Origin of the sequence: Amycolatopsis pittospori, assembly GCF_013870525.1 — a bacterium.
Lineage (GTDB): Bacteria > Actinomycetota > Actinomycetes > Mycobacteriales > Pseudonocardiaceae > Amycolatopsis > Amycolatopsis pittospori.
Genome location: NZ_JACBXD010000093.1, coordinates 1 through 17,523, shown reverse-complemented (window position 1 = coordinate 17,523; position 17,523 = coordinate 1). Strand labels below are relative to the sequence as shown.

The 17,523-nt window shown below is 69.1% G+C and carries 13 protein-coding genes, 1 pseudogene and 2 riboswitches; of the genes and pseudogenes, 6 read left to right on the top strand and 8 right to left on the bottom strand.

The genetic code is table 11. From position 1 onward, the window contains the following. Positions 1–44 precede the first annotated feature (44 nt). The 6 genes from H5J31_RS33760 to bdeA form a co-directional block, all read right to left on the bottom strand. Positions 45–1,358 (bottom strand): ABC transporter substrate-binding protein, encoded by a 1,314-nt coding sequence (locus H5J31_RS33760; RefSeq protein WP_181776730.1) that lies wholly within the window; start codon positions 1,356–1,358, stop codon positions 45–47. Next, on the bottom strand, positions 1,355–2,359 hold the full coding sequence (locus tag H5J31_RS33755; protein WP_181776729.1) for a branched-chain amino acid ABC transporter permease: 1,005 nt from the start codon (positions 2,357–2,359) through the stop codon (positions 1,355–1,357). The genes H5J31_RS33760 and H5J31_RS33755 overlap by 4 nt, the downstream gene beginning before the upstream one ends. Before the next feature lies 1 nt (position 2,360). Beyond that, positions 2,361–3,239, bottom strand: a complete 879-nt coding sequence (locus tag H5J31_RS33750; RefSeq protein WP_181776728.1) for a branched-chain amino acid ABC transporter permease — start codon at positions 3,237–3,239, stop codon at positions 2,361–2,363. A gap of 11 nt (positions 3,240–3,250) precedes the next feature. Then, positions 3,251–3,955 carry an ABC transporter ATP-binding protein gene (locus H5J31_RS33745; protein WP_181776727.1) on the bottom strand — a complete coding sequence of 235 codons (705 nt, stop codon included), beginning with the start codon at positions 3,953–3,955 and terminating at the stop codon, positions 3,251–3,253. Further along, positions 3,942–4,712, bottom strand: a complete 771-nt coding sequence (locus tag H5J31_RS33740; protein WP_407925082.1) for an ABC transporter ATP-binding protein — start codon at positions 4,710–4,712, stop codon at positions 3,942–3,944. The genes H5J31_RS33745 and H5J31_RS33740 overlap by 14 nt, the downstream gene beginning before the upstream one ends. Positions 4,713–4,785: 73 nt before the next feature. After that, positions 4,786–5,643, bottom strand: a complete 858-nt coding sequence (bdeA, locus tag H5J31_RS33735; protein WP_181776726.1) for a bis(hydroxyethyl) terephthalate hydrolase — start codon at positions 5,641–5,643, stop codon at positions 4,786–4,788. A 140-nt stretch (positions 5,644–5,783) separates the two neighbouring features. Here bdeA and H5J31_RS40480 point away from each other — a divergent pair, with 140 nt between their 5' ends. The 4 genes from H5J31_RS40480 to H5J31_RS33715 all read left to right on the top strand — a co-directional run bounded on the left by H5J31_RS40480 (position 5,784) and on the right by H5J31_RS33715 (position 11,785). Then, on the top strand, positions 5,784–6,380 hold the full coding sequence (locus tag H5J31_RS40480; protein WP_181776725.1) for a QsdR family transcriptional regulator: 597 nt from the start codon (positions 5,784–5,786) through the stop codon (positions 6,378–6,380). A 46-nt stretch (positions 6,381–6,426) separates the two neighbouring features. Next, complete coding sequence (locus tag H5J31_RS33725; protein WP_181776724.1) at positions 6,427–8,805, top strand: helix-turn-helix transcriptional regulator; 2,379 nt, start codon at positions 6,427–6,429, stop codon at positions 8,803–8,805. A 230-nt stretch (positions 8,806–9,035) separates the two neighbouring features. Continuing rightward, entirely contained in the window at positions 9,036–10,463 is a 1,428-nt protein-coding gene (tnpC, locus tag H5J31_RS33720; protein WP_181776723.1) for an IS66 family transposase, read from the top strand. Between the two features lie 59 nt (positions 10,464–10,522). Next, positions 10,523–11,785 (top strand): HNH endonuclease signature motif containing protein, encoded by a 1,263-nt coding sequence (locus tag H5J31_RS33715; protein ID WP_328701683.1) that lies wholly within the window; start codon positions 10,523–10,525, stop codon positions 11,783–11,785. Positions 11,786–11,890: 105 nt separating this feature from the next. Here H5J31_RS33715 and H5J31_RS33710 read toward each other — a convergent pair. Next, positions 11,891–12,880, bottom strand: a pseudogene (locus tag H5J31_RS33710) (IS481 family transposase). Positions 12,881–12,981: 101 nt separating this feature from the next. Here H5J31_RS33710 and H5J31_RS33705 point away from each other — a divergent pair. After that, complete coding sequence (locus H5J31_RS33705) at positions 12,982–13,812, top strand: LLM class F420-dependent oxidoreductase (protein WP_181776721.1); 831 nt, start codon at positions 12,982–12,984, stop codon at positions 13,810–13,812. A gap of 57 nt (positions 13,813–13,869) precedes the next feature. Here H5J31_RS33705 and H5J31_RS33700 read toward each other — a convergent pair whose 3' ends face one another. Then, a complete protein-coding gene (locus H5J31_RS33700) occupies positions 13,870–14,877 on the bottom strand; it encodes a prenyltransferase/squalene oxidase repeat-containing protein (protein ID WP_236005551.1) in 1,008 nt (335 codons plus the stop codon). A gap of 32 nt (positions 14,878–14,909) precedes the next feature. Beyond that, positions 14,910–15,042: riboswitch (cobalamin riboswitch) on the bottom strand. 132 nt (positions 15,043–15,174) lie between these two features. Next, positions 15,175–15,242: riboswitch (cobalamin riboswitch) on the top strand. Between the two features lie 103 nt (positions 15,243–15,345). Between H5J31_RS33700 and H5J31_RS33695 the strand changes: the two genes are divergently transcribed. Beyond that, positions 15,346–17,523 (top strand): hypothetical protein (locus H5J31_RS33695; protein ID WP_181776720.1); only part of this gene is annotated, 2,178 nt, incomplete at its 3' end.

The window sequence follows — 17,523 nt, the reverse complement described above, 5'->3', positions numbered from 1 at the left end:
GTCCCTCAAGGAGGCCTTCACGGACTCGGCGGCGAGCTGGAGGACTACTTGGCCGCGGCCGGGATCCCGTTCCCGGGCGGTGCGTCGTTCGCCGCGGAATCGTTCGCCTCGATGGGGGCTTCGCCGATGTCGGTGACCAGCACCGGCGTCAGGTCCTTGCCGATGCCGCCCTTCAGCTCGACGACCGACATGCCGGAGATCCCCATGTGGCTCTCGCCGGTGTAGCGGAACGGCGCCAGCCCGGGGCCTTCGAACGTCTTGCCGGACCGCTGGATGGCCTCGACGACGCGCTCCCGCGTCAGGTCCTTCCCGGCCGCCTGCAGTGCCTGGACGAAGGTGTACGCCTGCGCCATGCCGTAGATCCGGTAGTTCGTCAGGTCGCCGCCCTTGCCGTGCGCCTTCCAGACGTTCTGCCACAGCTTCGTCCAGGCGTTGTCCGGAGCGTCGACGCCCGGCAGGTACTCCGTGGTGACGACGCCGTCGATGAGTGACGCGCCGTTGGCCACCTTGCCCTCCGAGAACCGCGCGAGCAGCGAGCCGACGAGGGCGGGGTCGGAACCGACGTTGCTGTAGAACCACGTCGGCTTGAAGCCGATCTTCAACGACGCCAGCTGCGAGAGCGCGGTGTACGACGGGACGTTGAAGCCCAGCACCAGATCGACGCCCGCGGCCTTGAGTTTCGCGATCTGCGGGGCGATGTCGGTGTTGCCCGGCGAGTACTTCGCGACCTCGACGATCTGCTTGTCGAGGAAGCGACGCGCGCCCTTCTCGCCGTCACGGCCGAAGTCGTCGTCCTGGAGGAAGAGGCCGACCTTCGCGTTCGGCAGGTTCTTCCGCACCCAGTCGCCGATGATCTTGCCTTCGATCTCGTAGTCCGGCTGCCACCCGAAGGTGAAGGGAGCCTTCTTCGGATCGTCGCCCCAGCGCAGCGAACCCGACGACACGAACAGGTCCGGGACCTTCGAGTTGTTCAGGAAGTCGACGACGGCGCTGTGCGTCGGCGTGCCGAGGCCGCCGACCATCGCGAAGATCTCCTCCTTCAGCACCAGTTCGTTGGTGACCGCGCTGGTGTTCGTCGGGTTGTAGCCGTCGTCCTTGACCACGAACTCGATCTTGCGGCCGTTGATGCCGCCGTTCGCGTTCACGTAGTCGTAGTAGGCCTGGTGACCGCTGGGGATCTCGCTGTACCCGGGCGCGGCGACGCCGGTCAGCGGGAAATGCGCCCCGATCTTGATGGTGGTGTCGGTGACGCCGACGGTCGAGCCCTTCTCCTCGCCCTCGGGTCTTCCGCCCGCGCCGCAGGCGGCGGTGACCGTGACGGCCAGGAAAACGGCCACGGCCTTGTACCAGCGTTTCATGAACTTCGCCTCCGATTGATGATTTTCCGCAGTCCGCCGGCGAGACCGGCCGGTGCGAGCAGCACGATCAGGACGGTGACCAGGCCGTAGATCAACGGCGCCAGATGCGCGGCCTGCACATCGCTGAGGCCGAGATCCGTTCCCGCACCGGTCACCAGCGGCGGCAGGAACGTCAGGAGCGCGGCCCCCGCGAGCGCGCCGGTGAGACTCCCCAGACCCCCGAGCACCACCGCGGACACCAGTAGCAGCGACAACGTCAGCGCGAATCCGCTCGGTGCCGCCAGCCGCGCCGACAACGCCATCAGTCCGCCGGCGAGCCCCGCGCATCCCGCGCTCACCACGAAGGCCTGCACCCGTGCGCGGCCGAGGTCGATGCCCGCCAGTTCGGCGGCGACGTCCTCGTCGCGCACCGCCCGCCAGTCCCGTCCGACGCGGCTCCGGGACAGATTCGCCAGCAGCACGAACACGAGGATCACCGCGAGCCAGGAAAGGTAGGCGAGATAACGGATCGACGTGAGGTCCTGGCCGGTGACGAAGTACACGGCGTCGGCCAGCCAGGTGGGGATCTCCGGCATTCGCACGGTCAGTCCCTGTTCGCCGCCGAGCCATTCCCCGAAGAACAGCGGGATCCCGGGTACGGCGACGGCGAGCGCGAGCGTCGCACCGGCGAGATACGGCCCGTGCAGCCGGGCGGCGGCGACGCCCACGAGCGCTCCGACAGCCAGCGTGATCGCCACCGCCAGGAGCAGGATCACCGGTAGCGGGAGGGAATTCGCCGATCGCAGCAGGAGCGCGGTCGAGTACGCGCCGACGGCCATGAGCGCGCCATGGCCGAGTGAGAGCTGCCCGTTCAGTCCGGTCAGGACGGTCAGGCCGCCCGCGGCGATCGCGAAATAGGCCATCGCGGTGAACTGCGCGTTGAGGAACGGACCGGTGTTCTCCAGCACGAGCACGACGACGACCAGCGCGGCGAGCGCGAGGAGCAGATGTCTGCGCAGCATGTCAGACTCTCCTCTCACGGACGCTCGCGAACAGCCCGCCGGGTTTGAGCAGGAGTACCACCATGAGGATTGCCAACGCGGCGAGCGGGACCAGTTCCGAGCCGACGTAGCCGCTGACCAGGCTCAGGGACAGTCCCAGCACGACGCCGCCGACGACCGCGCCGACCGGGCTGTCCAGCCCGCCCAGGACCGCCGCGACGAAGCCGTAGACGACCACACCGTCCATATAGGACGGGTGGACGAGCCCGCCGCCGGCGATCAGCAGCCCGGACAGCGAACCCGCGAGGGCGGCGAGCGCCCAGCCGAGGGTGAGCATCCGCCCGACCCGCACCCCGAGCAGCCGGGAGACCTCCTGATCGAAGGCCGCCGCCCGCATCCGCAGCCCCAGATCGGTACCGCGGAACAACAGCACGAGCCCGGCCAGCACCACGCCGACGGCGAGAACGGTGAACACGCCGAACCCGGTCAACGCGATCGTCGTGTCACCGACCTGGAAGCCGGTGAGCCCGAACGGGGCGGGGAACGACCGGTACCGCGAGCCGAAGATCAGCGCCGCCAAGGCGTGCAGGACGATGAACAGCCCGAGCGTGAGGATCACGGCGTTGATCTCGGCCTTGCCGGAAACGAACCGGACCACGAAACGTTCCACCACCGCGCCCAGGATCAGCCCGGAAAGCAGGGCGACGGCGAAGCCGAGCCAGTACGACCAGCCCGCGTCGATCAGCACCAGCGCGATGTAGGTGGTGATCATCGCCATCGGCGCCTGCGCGAAGTTCACGATCCGCGTGGCCCGCCAGATCAGCACCAGCGCCAGGGCGAACGCGGCGTAGACCACGCCCAGCGTCAGCCCGGTGAGCGCGGTGGTCAGCAGTTGCTGCACGAGGCTTCCTTTCAGAATCCGAGGTAGGCGTGCCGGAGGCCGTCGTCCGCGACGAGGGCGGCCGCGTCCCGCCGGACGACGACCTTGCCGAGGTTGAGCACGACACCGTGGTCGGCGATGGACAGCGCGCTGCGCGCGTTCTGCTCGACCAGTACGACGGCCAGCCCGTCGTCGCGGACGAGACCGCGCAGGAGGTCGAAGATCTGTGCCACGATCCGCGGCGCCAGCCCCAAGGACGGCTCGTCGAGCAGCAGGACCTTCGGCCGGGACAGCAGCGCGCGGCCGATCACCAGCATCTGCCGTTCTCCGCCGGAAAGAACGTGCGCGAGCCCGCCTTTGCGTTCGGCGAGAACCGGGAACAGCTCGTAGATCCGCCGGAGATCCCGCGTCGTCGCGCGGCTGCGGGCGCCCAGCGCGCCGAGCCGCAGGTTCTCCTCGACGGTCAGTTCCGCCAGGACGCCCCGGCCTTCGGGTACATGGGCGAGTCCGAGCGCGGGAAGGTCCTCTGTGGACACTCGGCCGAGGTCTCGGCCCGCGAGGGAGACGCTGCCACCCGTCGGCCGGACTAGTCCGGAGACGGTGCGCAGCAAGGTGGTCTTGCCGGCGCCGTTCGCGCCGAGCACGGCGGTGATCTCGCCCTCGGCGGCGGAAAGGCTCACGGAATCGAGCGCGCGGACCGGGCCGTAGCTCGCGGAAAGGTTCTCAACGGTCAGCACCGGCCACCTCCTCGCCGAGGTAGGCCGCCTGCACCGCCGGATCCGCGCGGATCTCGTCCGGTGTGCCGTGGGCGATCACCTTCCCGAAGTCCAGCACCACGATCTCGTCGCACACGCCCATCACCAGATCCATGTGGTGCTCCACGAGCATCACCGACATGCGCTCGGCCAGGCCTCGCACCAGTTCGCCGATCTCGGTGATCTCCACCGACGACAGCCCGCCCGCCGGCTCGTCGAGCAGCAAGAGGTCCGGTTCACCCGCCAGCGCCCGCGCGAGGGCGACCCGTTTGCGGACGGGATAGGGAAGACTCGACGGGTAGCGGTGGGCGACGTCGGCGATGTCGAAGTCCTCGAGGTGCGCCATCGCCCGCTCGGTCAGCGCCCTCTCGTCCTTGGTCAGGCCCATCAGCGAAGACCAGAAGCCGGTCTTCGCGTGCTTTCCGGCGCCCACGAGGACGTTGTCCAGCACGGTCATCCGGTCGAACAGGCCGAGTTCCTGGAGGCTGCGGGCGATGCCGTGCCCGGCGAGGTGATGCGGGCGCAGCCGCCGCAGTTCGGTGTCGCGCCAGGTCAGCGTGCCGGTGTCCGGGCGGACGAAGCCGCACGCCACGTTGAAGAGGGTGGTCTTGCCGGCCCCGTTCGGCCCGATCACACCGAGCACCTGGCCCGGGGCGACGGTCAGGGAGACGTCGGACAGCGCCACGAGACCACCGAAGGTCACCGAAACGCCGGACATCTCGAAGGTCGAAAGGGTCACGCAGGAACTCCCAACGGCAAGGGGACGGGGTGGAAATCAGGTCCCGGCGCGAACGCGCCGGGACCTGAGGCGCTCACGCGTGCGGACAGGTGTCGCGGTAGTCGCTGATCGCGCGATCGTCCGGGGCGGGGCAGAGGAACTGCTCGTAGCGGGTGTCGTTGTCCACGAACCGCTTCAGCCACGAGATCGTGTACTTGGCCATGGTCGTGTTCGCCGTGTTCGGGAAGAAATGGCTCGCGTTGTCCAGCTCCATGTAGGCCTTCTCCGCCGAGGTCGGAATGGAGGTGTAGAACGGGATCGAGTGCGACGCCACCGGCGCGACCGTGTCGGATTCGCCGCCGATGACGAAGGTCGGCACTCGCAGCGACGACCACGACTTCTGCGTGTTCCACGGCGCGAGCGGGACGGCGGCCTGCAGCGACGGCCGGTCCTGTGCCGCTTCGAGCGATCCGCCGCCGCCCATCGAGTGCCCGGCGACCGCCAGGCGCGAGGTGTCGATGCGGGAGCGGACGGTGCTGCGCTGGGTCAGGTAGTCGAGCGCGGCCAGCAGCTGGTCACCTCGGCTGGCCGGCTGGTCGTAGATCGTGTTGGTGTCGATGGTGAACACCACGAAGCCCTGCGACGCCAGACGCGGGCCGATCCAGGCGATGCTCGACTGGGTCGCGGTGAACCCCGGCGAGACGGCGACCGCGCCGAACGTGCCCTGCGCGGTGCTCGTGGGGTAGTAGATGGTGCCGCCGCCGAAACCGGTGACGGACAGACTCGACACCGATGTCTGCGACACCGCGAACGAGCCGCGAGAGGCTTCGATGCTGCTTTCGGTCGGGTCCGGGCCCCGTTCGTAGGGGTTCTCGGCGGCGTAGGCCGCTGGAGCGATAGCGAGTGCCGCGACGGTCGCCAGTCCACAAAGGATCCGGGTCGTACTACGCATGGTGCCCTCTCCGTTCGCCATTGAACACAGTCCGTGGTGATGGACTGTGACAAACGGACGCAACGGACTGCATCGGTGAAATCGCCAGTCTTCGCCCGCGGCCTCTTCCGGACCGGCCCACGCCCGTACGATCGGCGATCGTGAACCCCTCAGCCGAGGAAATCGTCCGCACGGCGGCGCGGTGGATCGATCGCGGTACCCGCGTCGACACCTCCGCCTTCGCCCAGGAGATCGGCATCTCCCGCAGCACCCTGTTCCGTCGCGTCGGCAACCGGGAAGACCTGCTCGGTGATGCCCTCTATTACCTGTCCGAGCGCACCCTGACGGCCGCCGCGCGCACCTGGGAGCGCGATGAGGGCGACGTGGTGCGCAACGCGGCCGGCGAACTGCGCTGTCTCTCGATCATGCGCGAGTACCGATCGGTCCTGGCGGCGAGCGCCGGGTTCCGCCGCTTCCTCGACGACGAGCCGGTGCTCGCGATCCGGCTGCTCACCGACCCGGACGGGCGTGTCCAGCCGAGGGTGATCGCGGCGCATGTCGAGTTGCTTCGCCGCGACGTCGACGACGGCGGTTTCGTGCCCGCGGTGGGCCTGGACAGCCTCTGTTACGCGATCGTCCGTCTGGGGGAGGCGTTCCTCTATTCGGACGTCCTCGCGTCCCGGACGCCTGATCTGGACGCGGCGTCGACGCTGCTCGGGGCCCTCGTGGAAGGACGGGTGCCGAGCAGGATCTTGTGAAACACTTGCGCCTGGTGTTTCATCGAGGGGACTCGAGGAGGCACCGATGCCTGTCCTGGACGCCGTGTACCCGCTGCGGGGCAGGGACGACCTCTTCAGCGGGCTGCGGTCGGTCGCCGGGTACGCCGTGCTGGTCCGCGGCACGGAAGGACTCGGCAAGTCGGCCCTGCTCACCGAACTGCGGGGCATTCCCGGTGTCCGTGTCCTCGGCGTCAGAGGCCTGCGGGCCGAGCGCGCGCTGCCGTTCGGGGCGCTGGACCGGCTGTTCGGCGCCCCGGTCTCCGGTGGCGCGGAGGCCCATCGCAGGCTGAGTGAGATCCGAGAACCGGCGATCTGCTGGGTGGACGACGCTCAGTGGGTCGACGCGGAGTCCTTGGCGGCGCTGGGTTTCGCGGCGCGCAGGCTGTCCGGGTCGCCGGTCGGGATGGTGCTCGCGTCGCGGTCCGGCTCCGAGGAGTTCGAGTCCGTCGAGCTGACGCCGTTGACCGACGACGCGGCGGACCTGCTGTTGCGCGATCGCGGCGTACCCGCCGGGGTACGACCGCAGCTGGTCGAACTGGGCGGCGGGAACCCGGCCGATCTGGTCGCGCTGGCCGCCTCGCTCACGCCCGCGCAGGCGGCGGGGCGGGAGCCGGTGTCGCCGGTCCTGCGCGACCGTCTGCCCCGGTACGCGGCCGAACTCGGCGCGATGCCTTTCGCCGAACGCGTCCGGCATCTGGCTTCCTGTATGGACATTTCCGCGAGCAAGGCGACCTGGTACGCCGCGGCGTCACCGGAAGACCGCAGGGCGGCGCACGCGCATCTGGCCTCTGTCGGGGAAGGCCCGGATGTCCTCTGGCATCGCGCGATGGCCACCGCCACGCCGTCCACGTCGCTGGCCGACGAACTCGCCGCGGCGCCGGCGGCGGATCACGCGATCTCGGCGCGGCAGCTCGAACGCGCGGCCGCCCTGACCGCCGATCCGTCCGTGCGGGCGAGCCGGCTGCTGGCCGCCGCCGACGCAGCCTGGCAGGCGGGCAGACCGGGGTGGGCGCGGCTGCTGCTGTCGCGAGTGGACGCCGAACCCGGCGCGGTGGCGTTGCTGCACGGCGAGATCGAACTGCGCGACGGCGATCCCGCCGTCGCCACCCACGAACTGGGCACGGCGGCGGAACTGCTGCCCGATCCCGCCGCCGCGCTCCTGCTGGCCGGTGAGGCACGCCGGCTAGGTGGCGACTTGAGCGGATACCGGGGGCTGGCGAGGACGGTCCCCGCCGGAGACGGTCTCGTGTCCGCGCACTTCAGTGGTCTCGCGTCGGTCTACGCCGGACGTCACGACGACGCCGTCGGCCCACTGGAGTACGCCGTCCACCGGGGGATGGCCGACGCCGACGTCGCCGGAGCGGTCTGGGCCGCCGAAGCCGCTTTCGCCCGGGGGCACGCCGAACGGGCGCACGAGTACTCGGCCGCCGCCGTCGGCCGCGCGCGGCTCGGCAGGCGGCACGCGGACCTGCCGTGGGCGCTGATCTACCTCTCGCTCTCGGCCATCGCGCTCGACCGCATCCCGTGTGCGCGAGCGGCGTCCCGCGACGGTCTGCGCGCACCCCACAACCTGCGGATGGAACATCTGACCCTGCTCGGGCTCGCCGCCGCGCTCCTCGGCGACCGGGTTCCCGAGCTGGACGAGGCGACCGAGGGGATCGCCGAACGCGGTCTCGGCAGGCCCGCCGCCGTCGCGGCGTGGGCGAACGCTTGTCTCGACCTGGCCGAAGACCGGCCGGACGACGCCCTCAGCAGACTCGAAGACCTCGCCTCGGGCGTTTCCGGCGACCAGCCGGTGATCCGCGTCCTCGCCACCCCGCAACTCGTCGAGGCCGCCGTGCTCGCCGGACGGCCCGACCGCGCGCGGACCGCGCTGGAGGTGTTCGACCGGTGGACGCGGGCCGGCGCGGAACCCTGCTGGCTCGCGCTGAGCCACCGCTGCCACGCGCTGACCGCGTCGGATCCCGTGGTGGCGGAACGACATTTCCGGCTGGCCATCGAGGCACACCAGCGGGCGGGCGGCGCGGTGGAACTCGCCCGGACCCGGTTCGCCTACGCCACCATGCTGCGCCGCCATCGGCGGACCAGGGACGCCCGCGATCAATTCCGCGACGCCTTGCGGGGCTTCGAAAACGTCGGCGCGACCCGGTTCGCCGACCGCGCCCGAGCCGGGTTGCGGGCGACCGGCGAGACCGTCTCCTCGACGCAACACTCGCTCGCCGGGCTCACCCCGCAACAGGACGCCATCACGCGGCTGGTCGCGGCGGGGGAGACCAACAAGGAGATCGCGCGCCGGCTGGTGATCAGCCACCGGACCGTCGATCACCACCTGCGCAACATCTTCACGGCCCTGGGTGTGCGTTCCCGTGTGGAACTCGCGCGCCGGGTCGCCGCAGGGGAGTGAATCCCGTTGGCCACGCCGCAATTCGGCATGGCTTAATGCCGGACGCGGGTGTCCGGCGTCTGAGCACGCGATCCTTTCCTTATCTCTCCCTGGCCCGGACCTGATGCCTGTCCGTAGTCGGCCGCTTGTGGCGGAACCACCCTTCAGTGGTAAATGCATCTTTTCATTGTCGCTTAGTAACTATTCAGGCCCCTTGTTCGCCCTTGGCGGTGTTATGGGATGATCTTGTTGTGGGAGAAGGGGTTCGGCCGTCGTATGACGAGCTGGCGGCGTTGGTTGCCGCGCAGGCGGTGGAACTCGCTCGTGCTCGTGAGGAGATCACTCAGCTGCGGGGCGAGGTTGCCGAGCTGAAGCGTCGTCTGGGGATGAATTCCGGCAACTCGTCGATGCCGCCGTCGTCGGACAGGTTCAGCAAGCCGGCGCCGAAGTCGCTGCGCGGAAAAACTGGCCGTAGGCGAGGAAAGCAGCCGGGAGCGCCGGGGGCAAGCCTGTCCATGGTGGACGATCCGGATCGGATGGTTGATCACGTGCCGTCCTCCTGCGACGGCTGTGGGGCGGTGCTGCGCCGATGCGACAAGGTCGGCGTGGCGTCGCGTCGGCAGGTGATCGATCTACCGGAAGTGCGCCCGTCGGTGACCGAGCATCGCCTACACCGGCGGCGTTGTACCGGTTGCCGTCAGGTGACCACGGCGATCGGGCCCCGCGAAGCGACCGCGCCGGTATGTTACGGGCCGAACGTGACCGCGTTGGCGACGTATCTGTTGACCTATCAGCACATTCCGGTTTCCCGGACCGCCCAGTTGCTGGGTGATCTGATGGGTCTTCCGGTCTCGACCGGGTGGGTCGCGGGAGTCCTCACACCCGTCGCGGCCGAACTGGCCGGGTTCGAGCGGCAGGTCGCGGACGCGTTACGGGCGGCGCCGGTGGCACATTTCGACGAGACCGGTATCCGGGTCGAGGCCAAGACCTGGTGGCTGCACACCGCCTGCACCCAGACCCTCACCGCTTACTTCGCCCACAAACTACGCGGCACCGAAGCGCTGGACGAATTCGGGATCCTGCCACGATTCCGGGGTGTCGCGGTCCACGACGGCTGGAAACCGTATCAGTACTACGGTCCCACTCACGCCCGCTGCAACGCCCACCACCTGCGCGAGCTGGTCGCGGCCGGCGAAGAACACCCCGAACACACGTGGCCGGCGATCGCCATCAAGACCCTGGAAAAACTCAACACCGCAGCCCACATCGCACGCGACGCCGGACTGACCGCCATCCCACCCTCCATCGCGGACCCCCTGCTCTCACGATTCAGTCGCACCGTCAACGTCGGCCTGTTCCTGCACCCGCCCGAAAAAGGCCATCACAGCAAAGCCCGCCGCCTACTGGTACGTCTGCGCGACTACCAGCACGACGTGCTGCGCTTTGCACGCGACCTCACCGTCCCGTTCACCAACAACCAAGCCGAACGCGACCTACGCATGATCAAAGCCCAAATGAAGATCTCCGGCGGCTGGCGCACCCGACACGGCGCCCACACCTGGCTCCGCGTCCGCGCCTACATCTCCACCCTCCGCAAAAACCACATCCACATCCTCACCGCACTCCGCGACGCCATCACCGGAAACCCCTGGCTACCAACAAACATCGAAATAGCCTGAACAGTTACTTCGCCTAAAATTACGAACACATGTTCGACAGGTTTTGGTATTCTTGGAGTGTGTCCGAGACGACGTTCCTCCCCGAGTTGCCGCAGGAGTTGTGGCGCGCAGGCAAGCTGGAGCTTGCCCACGGCGTGCAGCAGTTCCTACAGCTGATGCGGGTCGCGTCGGCTGGTCTGGGCCGGTATCTGGCGGAGATCGAATCTCGTGGCGCGAAAGACTTGTATGGGTATGGGACGACGTTGGCGTGGTTCGCCGATATCGCTGGTTTGTCTCAGGCTGAGGCGCGGCCGTATGTGAATCAGGCCATCGATTTGAATCCCACGCGAGCCTTGGATGGGCGTGAGGTTCCCGCGTTCGCTCCCGCGACGGCTGTGGCGGCGGCCGAGGGTGCGATCGGGCAGGAGCGGATCAAGCAGGTCCTGGGGATCTTGAAGGAGATCCCGGCTGAGGTGTCTGTCGAAGCTCGGGAGCGCACGGAGAAGACCCTCGTCGACCTGGCTCGGGACGCGGGCCCCAGTGAAGTTTCGGAACTGGGGAGCACCCTGCTGGGCTTGCTGGATCCCGACGGTGCCGAGCCGAAGGATCCCGAACCCGCCGAACCGCGTCGTGAACTGACCGTGGAACGCCGCAAAGACGGGTTCTGGAAGATCAAAGGCCTCCTCGACGACGAACTCGGGGCCCGGACCGCGGCCGCGATCGAGGCTTATGCGAAGCCTCGCCCGGCCGACGAGTTCGGCCAAGCCGATTGGCGCACCAAGGCAGAGCGCCAGGGTGACGCGTGGGCCGAACTGCTGGATCTCGCGATCGCCTGCCCGGACCAGCCCGGCACCAGCGGCTACCGGACCCTGATTCACGTCACCGTCGGTCTCGACGAACTCAAAACCGGGCTCGGCAAGGCTTGTCTGGACTTCGTCGGGACGATGACCGCTCGAGAAGCGCGGATGGCGGCGTGCGACTGCTTAATGCTGCCGGTGGTGCTTAACGCTGCTGGTGAGCCTCTCGATGTCGGGCGGCTCAGGCGGTTCGTCACACCCGGCCAGCGGCGGGCGTTGAACATCCGGGACGGCGGCTGTGCGTTTCCGGGCTGTCATAGGCGGCCGAAGAACTGTCACGCACACCATATTCATCACTGGGCAGACGGCGGACGGACCGATCTCCGGAACCTGGTCCTGCTGTGCGGGTTTCATCACCGGCTGATCCATCACGGTGAGTGGGAAGTCCGGATGGCGGCCGATGGGTTACCGGAGTTCATTCCACCCCAGTACCGGGATCCGCTACGAAGTCCCCGGCGCAACACGCTTCATCGCGCCGCAGCCTGACCCGAAGAGCCCGCCAGCCACCGGCGACGGGCCCTTCGGCATGCCCACTGCTCTATTGGGGAGGCGTGTCCTGCGCCCGGTCTCATGGCCCCTGTCGCACCACTACTAGCTGTACAGACCTGTGAGGTTAGGGACGCGGCTGGCGGGTGGTTGGCCGTTGAGCGCGGTGTGGCCGCGGTGGTGATTGTAGGTGTGTAGCCATCGTGGGTAGGCGTTGCGGCGTTCTGTCTCGCTGGTGTAGGGCTGGGCGTAGGCCCATTCGTCGAGCAGGGAGCGGTTGAACCGTTCGACTTTGCCGTTGGTTTGTGGCCGGTAGGGGCGGGTGCGTTTGTAGGTGATGCCCGCGTCGCGCAGCGTGTCGCGCCAGAAGTGGGATTTGTAGCATGCGCCGTTGTCGGTGAGCAGTTGCTGGACGGTGATTCCGTTGCCGGCGAAGAAGGTCTGCGCTCGTTGCCAGAACGCGGCCGCGGTGTCTTTCTTCTCGTCGGGCAGGATTTCGCTGTAGGCCAGGCGGGAATGGTCGTCGACGGCGTTGTGCAGGTAGCTGTAGCCGACATGGCTGTTGCCGTTACCGTCCAAGGTTTTGCCTGGTGTGCGGGTCCGGTGTCGCTGCCCGGCTTGGCGGCCGGTGATCCGGTGCCCGCCTCCGTCGGGAATGTTGCCCAGTTTCTTGATGTCGACGTGGATCAGGTCACCGGGGCGGCGTGTTCTTAGCGACGGACCGACCGGCCGGTGGCCCGGTCCAGGTGCGCGAGCCGTGCCATGCCATAACGGCGCAGGACGGCGTGCACCGTGGACGGGTTCAGGCCGAGCAGATAGGCGATCCGGGCCGGCCCCACCGGCGCAGGACGCGGACCTTGATGATCCGCCGCTCGGTCCGGGTCGGGGTCCGCGACGGACTGTGACGGGGACGAGACGAGCGATCGGCCATGGCGGCTCCGCCGTGGACACCGCGACCTGGAACCGTTCCGCCGCCCGCCGCAACGGCCACCGGTCATCCACGACACACCGAGCCAGCCACAACCTCCCGGCAGGGGTCAAGGGTGCGTAGCGTGAATCACCAAGATCATCCGATCCCGTGTCGCCCGTACCCAACCTCCATGGTCAACACAACTAGCCCCTCGACCTACCGCGACCCGGCAGCTGACTGCGGTCCTCCCGGGAATATCAGGCCGCCGGCAGGAGTCTTGCTGTGTATGGACTTCGGGATCGCGACGGCAGTGACCGACGAGGGAATCCGCCCACATGTGCTGGGGGCGGCCATGGAGGAGAAGGGTTTCGACTCCCTCTACCTCCCCGAACATTCGCATATACCGGTGAGCAGGGAGTCGCCGTATCCCGGTGGCGAACTGCCGCGCGGGGCCCTGCGTAACCTCGACCCGTTCATCGCGCTGACGGCGGTCGCGACGGTGACCTCGACTCTCCGGCTCGGCACCGCGGTCGCCCTGATGATCCAGCGCGACCTGTTCTACACCGCCAAGGAGATCGCCAGCCTCGACCTGCTCTCGAACGGGCGAGTCGCGTTCGGCGTCGGGGCCGGGTGGAACATCGAGGAGATGCGCAACCACGGCGTCGATCCCCGGACCCGGGGAGCCTTGCTGACCGAGCAACTGCGGGCGCTCAAGGAGATCTGGACGAAGGACGAGGCCGAGTTCCACGGAAAGCACGTCGACTTCGACCCGGTCTACGCCTGGCCGAAGCCGGTGCGCAAACCGCATCCGCCGATCTACGTCGCAGGTCAGGGCCCGGCGAGTCTGAAGCGGCTCGCGGAGCACGCGGACGGCTGGCTGCCGCATTCCGGGACCCCGCCCGCCGAACTGCGCCGCGTCCGTTCCTGGCTCGCCGACAACGGCCGCACCGATATCTGGATCAGCGTTTTCGGCGCCCCGGCCGACCCCGGGCTGCTTCAGAGCCTTGCCGATGCCGGGGTCGACGAAGTCTCCCTGATGCTGCCGACGCTGCCGGAGGCCGAGACGCTGGAACGCCTCGACGAGCTGGCGAAGGTCATCGAACCCCTTCGGGCCTAACAGCGTTCGTGAGTGGTAAGGACGGTTCTAACCGTCCTTACCACTCACGAGGTCACGTCACGGGCAGGCGAGCACCGGGGCCTGCGGACGGCCTCCGCCGTGCAGGTCGCCCAGCGGAACCCTGGCCAGGCCGAGGATCGCCTGTGCGGTCGCACGCGGGGCGGTCGAGGGGTTCAGTCCGGTGGCGTCGTAGGCGATCGCGCCGCGGTCCGCCGTCGCGCCGGCGCAGCCGGTTTGCAGCGACCGCAGGAATTCGCGGGCCTTGACCGCGGCGGCGGGACGGTGACCCGCCAGCGCTTGGGCGGCGAGGCCGGTGCTGTTGGCGTTCGGCGCGTTCGTGCCGACGCCGAAGCCGCCGTTCGCGTGCTGCTTGGTGACCAGCCAGGCGGTGCCTTCCGCGGCGTTCGCCGTGTCACCGGTGGCGCGCAACGCCTGCACGACCGTCGCGGTCGAGTCGACGTCGCTCGTGCAGGTCGCTTCGCCGAAGTTCAGCGGGAAACCGCCGTCCGCGCACTGGCTGCCGGCCAGGAACGTCACGGCCGACGCGGGGGCGCCCGCCGGGGTGCGGTCGAGTGCCAGCAAGGCGAGCGACTGGGAGAAGGCGTTGGAGTAGTCGCCGAAATCGGATCGGTCGGAGAACCGGCCGGACGGGGCGAGCAGCGAGAGCAGCCCGGCCTTCAGGTCCACGCCGCCGAACGACGCCGGGTTCTTGCCCCGGATCTGCGCGGCCAGCATCAGCTTGGCGTGCGCGCCCGCGTAGGCCTCGTTGCCGCTGCCGACGTAACCGGAGGTGATCTCCGGCTTCGCCAGCCACGCGATCGCCTTGCCCGCGTTGGTGTCCGACACCCCGGCGGCGGCGAACGCGAAGACGGCGTCGATCGTCAAACCCTGGTCGGGGAACTTCTCGCCGCCGAAATCGGCTTCGAACCGTTCACCGTCGGTCAGCTGCCTGGCGAGCCAGCCCGCGGCCGCGTCGCCCTTGTTGGGGGTGGCGGCGGTCGCCGCCGGAGCGGCGACCAGTCCGATGCCGCACAGCATGGCGACAGCGAAGACCAAACGTCTCATGAGAACCCTTTCCCGCACTTCCACGACAGGACTCGGTGTGACACCGCGCGACATGGGTGACCGGGCTCGCCTGGAAGGCATACCGTTGCGGGACAGCGCCGGATTCTCACCGGACTTCCCCCACGACCGCGCTGAATCGGACGGACCGAAGACTCTCATCCCGGTCGGCCCCGCGGTACCGCCGGGCCCGCCGGTGACGGTGTGATCCTGGCAACCGACCTGCTCAGCGGTGCCTGCCGCGGGTAATCGGGTGTTAACCTCGGCGGGCTCGACAACTGAACATCACCGCCCGTGACGGGGAAGCCGGTCGAAATCCGGCGCTGTCGCGCAACCGTGGGCCCTTCACCAGGGCGAGCCGGGGTACCGAACGGGCGGACGCACGAACCAGAAGTCCGAACCACTGTCGCGATAAGCAGGGGTGACCGCGGCGTCCCGCGCCTGTCCTCCTCATGCCGTTAGGAGGAGTGCATGCGCCGCGGGTACCTGGCCGCCCTGGTGTTCGCCGTCAGCGTCGGCGTGGTCGCCGCCCTGCTCACCGGCACGGCGACCGCCGCGAGCGACCGCGACGCGGCGCAGGCGAACTCCCGCTGGCTCGCGACCAAGCTCAAGCCGGACGGCACGATCGAGAACCCCAACGGCGGTGACCTGCCCGATCACGGCCTGATGCTCGACGTCGTGTTCGCGATGTACGCCGCGGGCGAGGGGGCGCGCGCCGAGCCGATCGTGAAGTTCCTCGACGAGCAGGGGCACGCCACCGACTACTTCACCTGGGACGGGCTGGTCCCCGGCGCCGGATACGACAAGGTCATCGTCGGCGGCGCCATGGCCAAGACCCTGGTCGCCGCGCAGATCTCCGGCCGGAACCCCCGGAACTTCGACGGCTACGACCTGGTCGCCGAGACCCAGGGCGCGATCATGCGCAAGGGTCCCGACGTCGGCCGGGTCAGCGACTACTCGAAGGACCCCGAGCTCGCCGATTCCGTCAGCAACAACGCGAACATGTTCGGCCAGGCGCTCGGCGTCATCGGCCTCGCGGCGGCGGGGGAGAACGACCGGCTCGCCATCGACAAGCTGGTGACCCAGCAGTGTTCCGAGGGTTACTTCCGCATCTTCTTCGGCTACGTCAAGACGACCGAGACCGGCGACCACGTCACGCCGAACGGCTACAAGATCTCGACCTGCGACGAGGGCAAGCCGCTCGACCAGTCCCCGTCGGACGGCGATGCCACCGGCCTCGCGCTTTCGGCGATGCTGGCCGCGAAGAAGGCGGGTGCGACCGGACTCGACGCGCCCATCGCCAAGACCGTCTCCTGGCTCGTCGGGAACCAGAGTCCGGGTGGCGGCTGGGGTGGCGGCGTCGGCACCGAGGCGCCGAACACCAACAGCACCGGCCTGATCGTCCAGGCGCTCGCCGACGCCGGAGGCGCGGACGCGGCGGTGGATCGCGGCGTCCGGTTCCTCAAGTCCGCGCAGGCGAACGCCGCCGCCGACTCCGGCAACCGGCTCGCGGGTGATCTCGGCGCGATCGCCTACAACCCGGCGTCCTACGAAGCCGCGCGTGTCAACGGGATCAGCGGGCTCGACACATGGATCCGCGCCGGCGCCCAGGCTTCGCTCGGGTTGTCCCAAGCGTCGTTCTACGCGCTCGCGAAGGGCGAGAAGCCGCCGACCAGCAGCGCGACACCGACCAGTTCGGAATCCCCAACCTCTACGTCGACCCCGTCCGAGACGGGCACGCCGACCTCCACCACGAGCGACCCGGCGACGACCACCACAACCACCACGACCACCACAACGACCACGACGTCGGTGACGCCGACGCCGGAACCGTCTACGTCGGCCTCGACCAGCCCTCCCGCGCCGAGCACGGTCACCGTCACGAACACGCCGCCGCCCGCGGCCAAGCCGGAGACCAATCCCGCGCCGAAGCCCAACGCGCCGAAGACCAGCACGCCGAAGCCCAAGAAGGCGACCGTGCCGAAGGCGTCCACCGGCGCCAGGGTCGCGCCGCCGACGACGATCGCGGCCCCGGTCGCGATCCCGGGCACGGCGACCCCGGCCTCCCGCCTGGGCGCGTACCTGACGAACCGGCTGGTCGGCGGTGACCACGTCGAGGTCACCGAGGACGGCAAGACCTACGTCGACTACGACGCAACCGCGGATCTCGTGCTCGCGCTGCGGGCGTTGGACGAGCAGCCGGACACCGTCGCCCGCGCGTCGAAGTTCCTGCTCACGCCGGAAGCCGTGCGGGCCTACGCCCACGGCGCCCCGTACGAGCAGGGCGGCGCGTCCTACGCCGAACCGCTCGCGAAGCTGGTGCTTGTCGCCGAGTTCGCGAAGGCGGACGACGTCGTCGGATCGTTGCGGGCGGATCTGGTGAAGCTTCGTGGCCAGGACGGCAAGTTCGTCGACACCGGTTCCTTCGCCGACGCCGACGAGACCGTCGAGCGGCACGCGTGGGCGGTGCTCGCGACCGCCGCGGACCCCGGCCCCGCGATCGAACTGCTGCTCTCGCGCCAGTGCGCCGACGGCACCTTCCCGAAGCACCTCGACACCGTGGAATGCGGGTCCGGCGACTTGGGGGCGACGGCCGCGGCCGTGACCGCGCTGGGCGTCCGTCCGCACACCGACGCGGCACCGGCGACC

Excerpts from the sequence above, each read along its gene's own strand:
- H5J31_RS33760 (WP_181776730.1), bottom strand. The coding sequence starts at position 1,358 with ATGAAACGCTGGTACAAGGCCGTGGCCGTTTTCCTGGCCGTCACGGTC.
- H5J31_RS33755 (WP_181776729.1), bottom strand. The coding sequence starts at position 2,359 with ATGCTGCGCAGACATCTGCTCCTCGCGCTCGCCGCGCTGGTCGTCGTC.
- bdeA (WP_181776726.1), bottom strand. The coding sequence starts at position 5,643 with ATGCGTAGTACGACCCGGATCCTTTGTGGACTGGCGACCGTCGCGGCA.
- H5J31_RS33725 (WP_181776724.1), top strand. The coding sequence starts at position 6,427 with ATGCCTGTCCTGGACGCCGTGTACCCGCTGCGGGGCAGGGACGACCTC.
- H5J31_RS33705 (WP_181776721.1), top strand. The coding sequence starts at position 12,982 with ATGGACTTCGGGATCGCGACGGCAGTGACCGACGAGGGAATCCGCCCA.
- H5J31_RS33700 (WP_236005551.1), bottom strand. The coding sequence starts at position 14,877 with ATGAGACGTTTGGTCTTCGCTGTCGCCATGCTGTGCGGCATCGGACTG.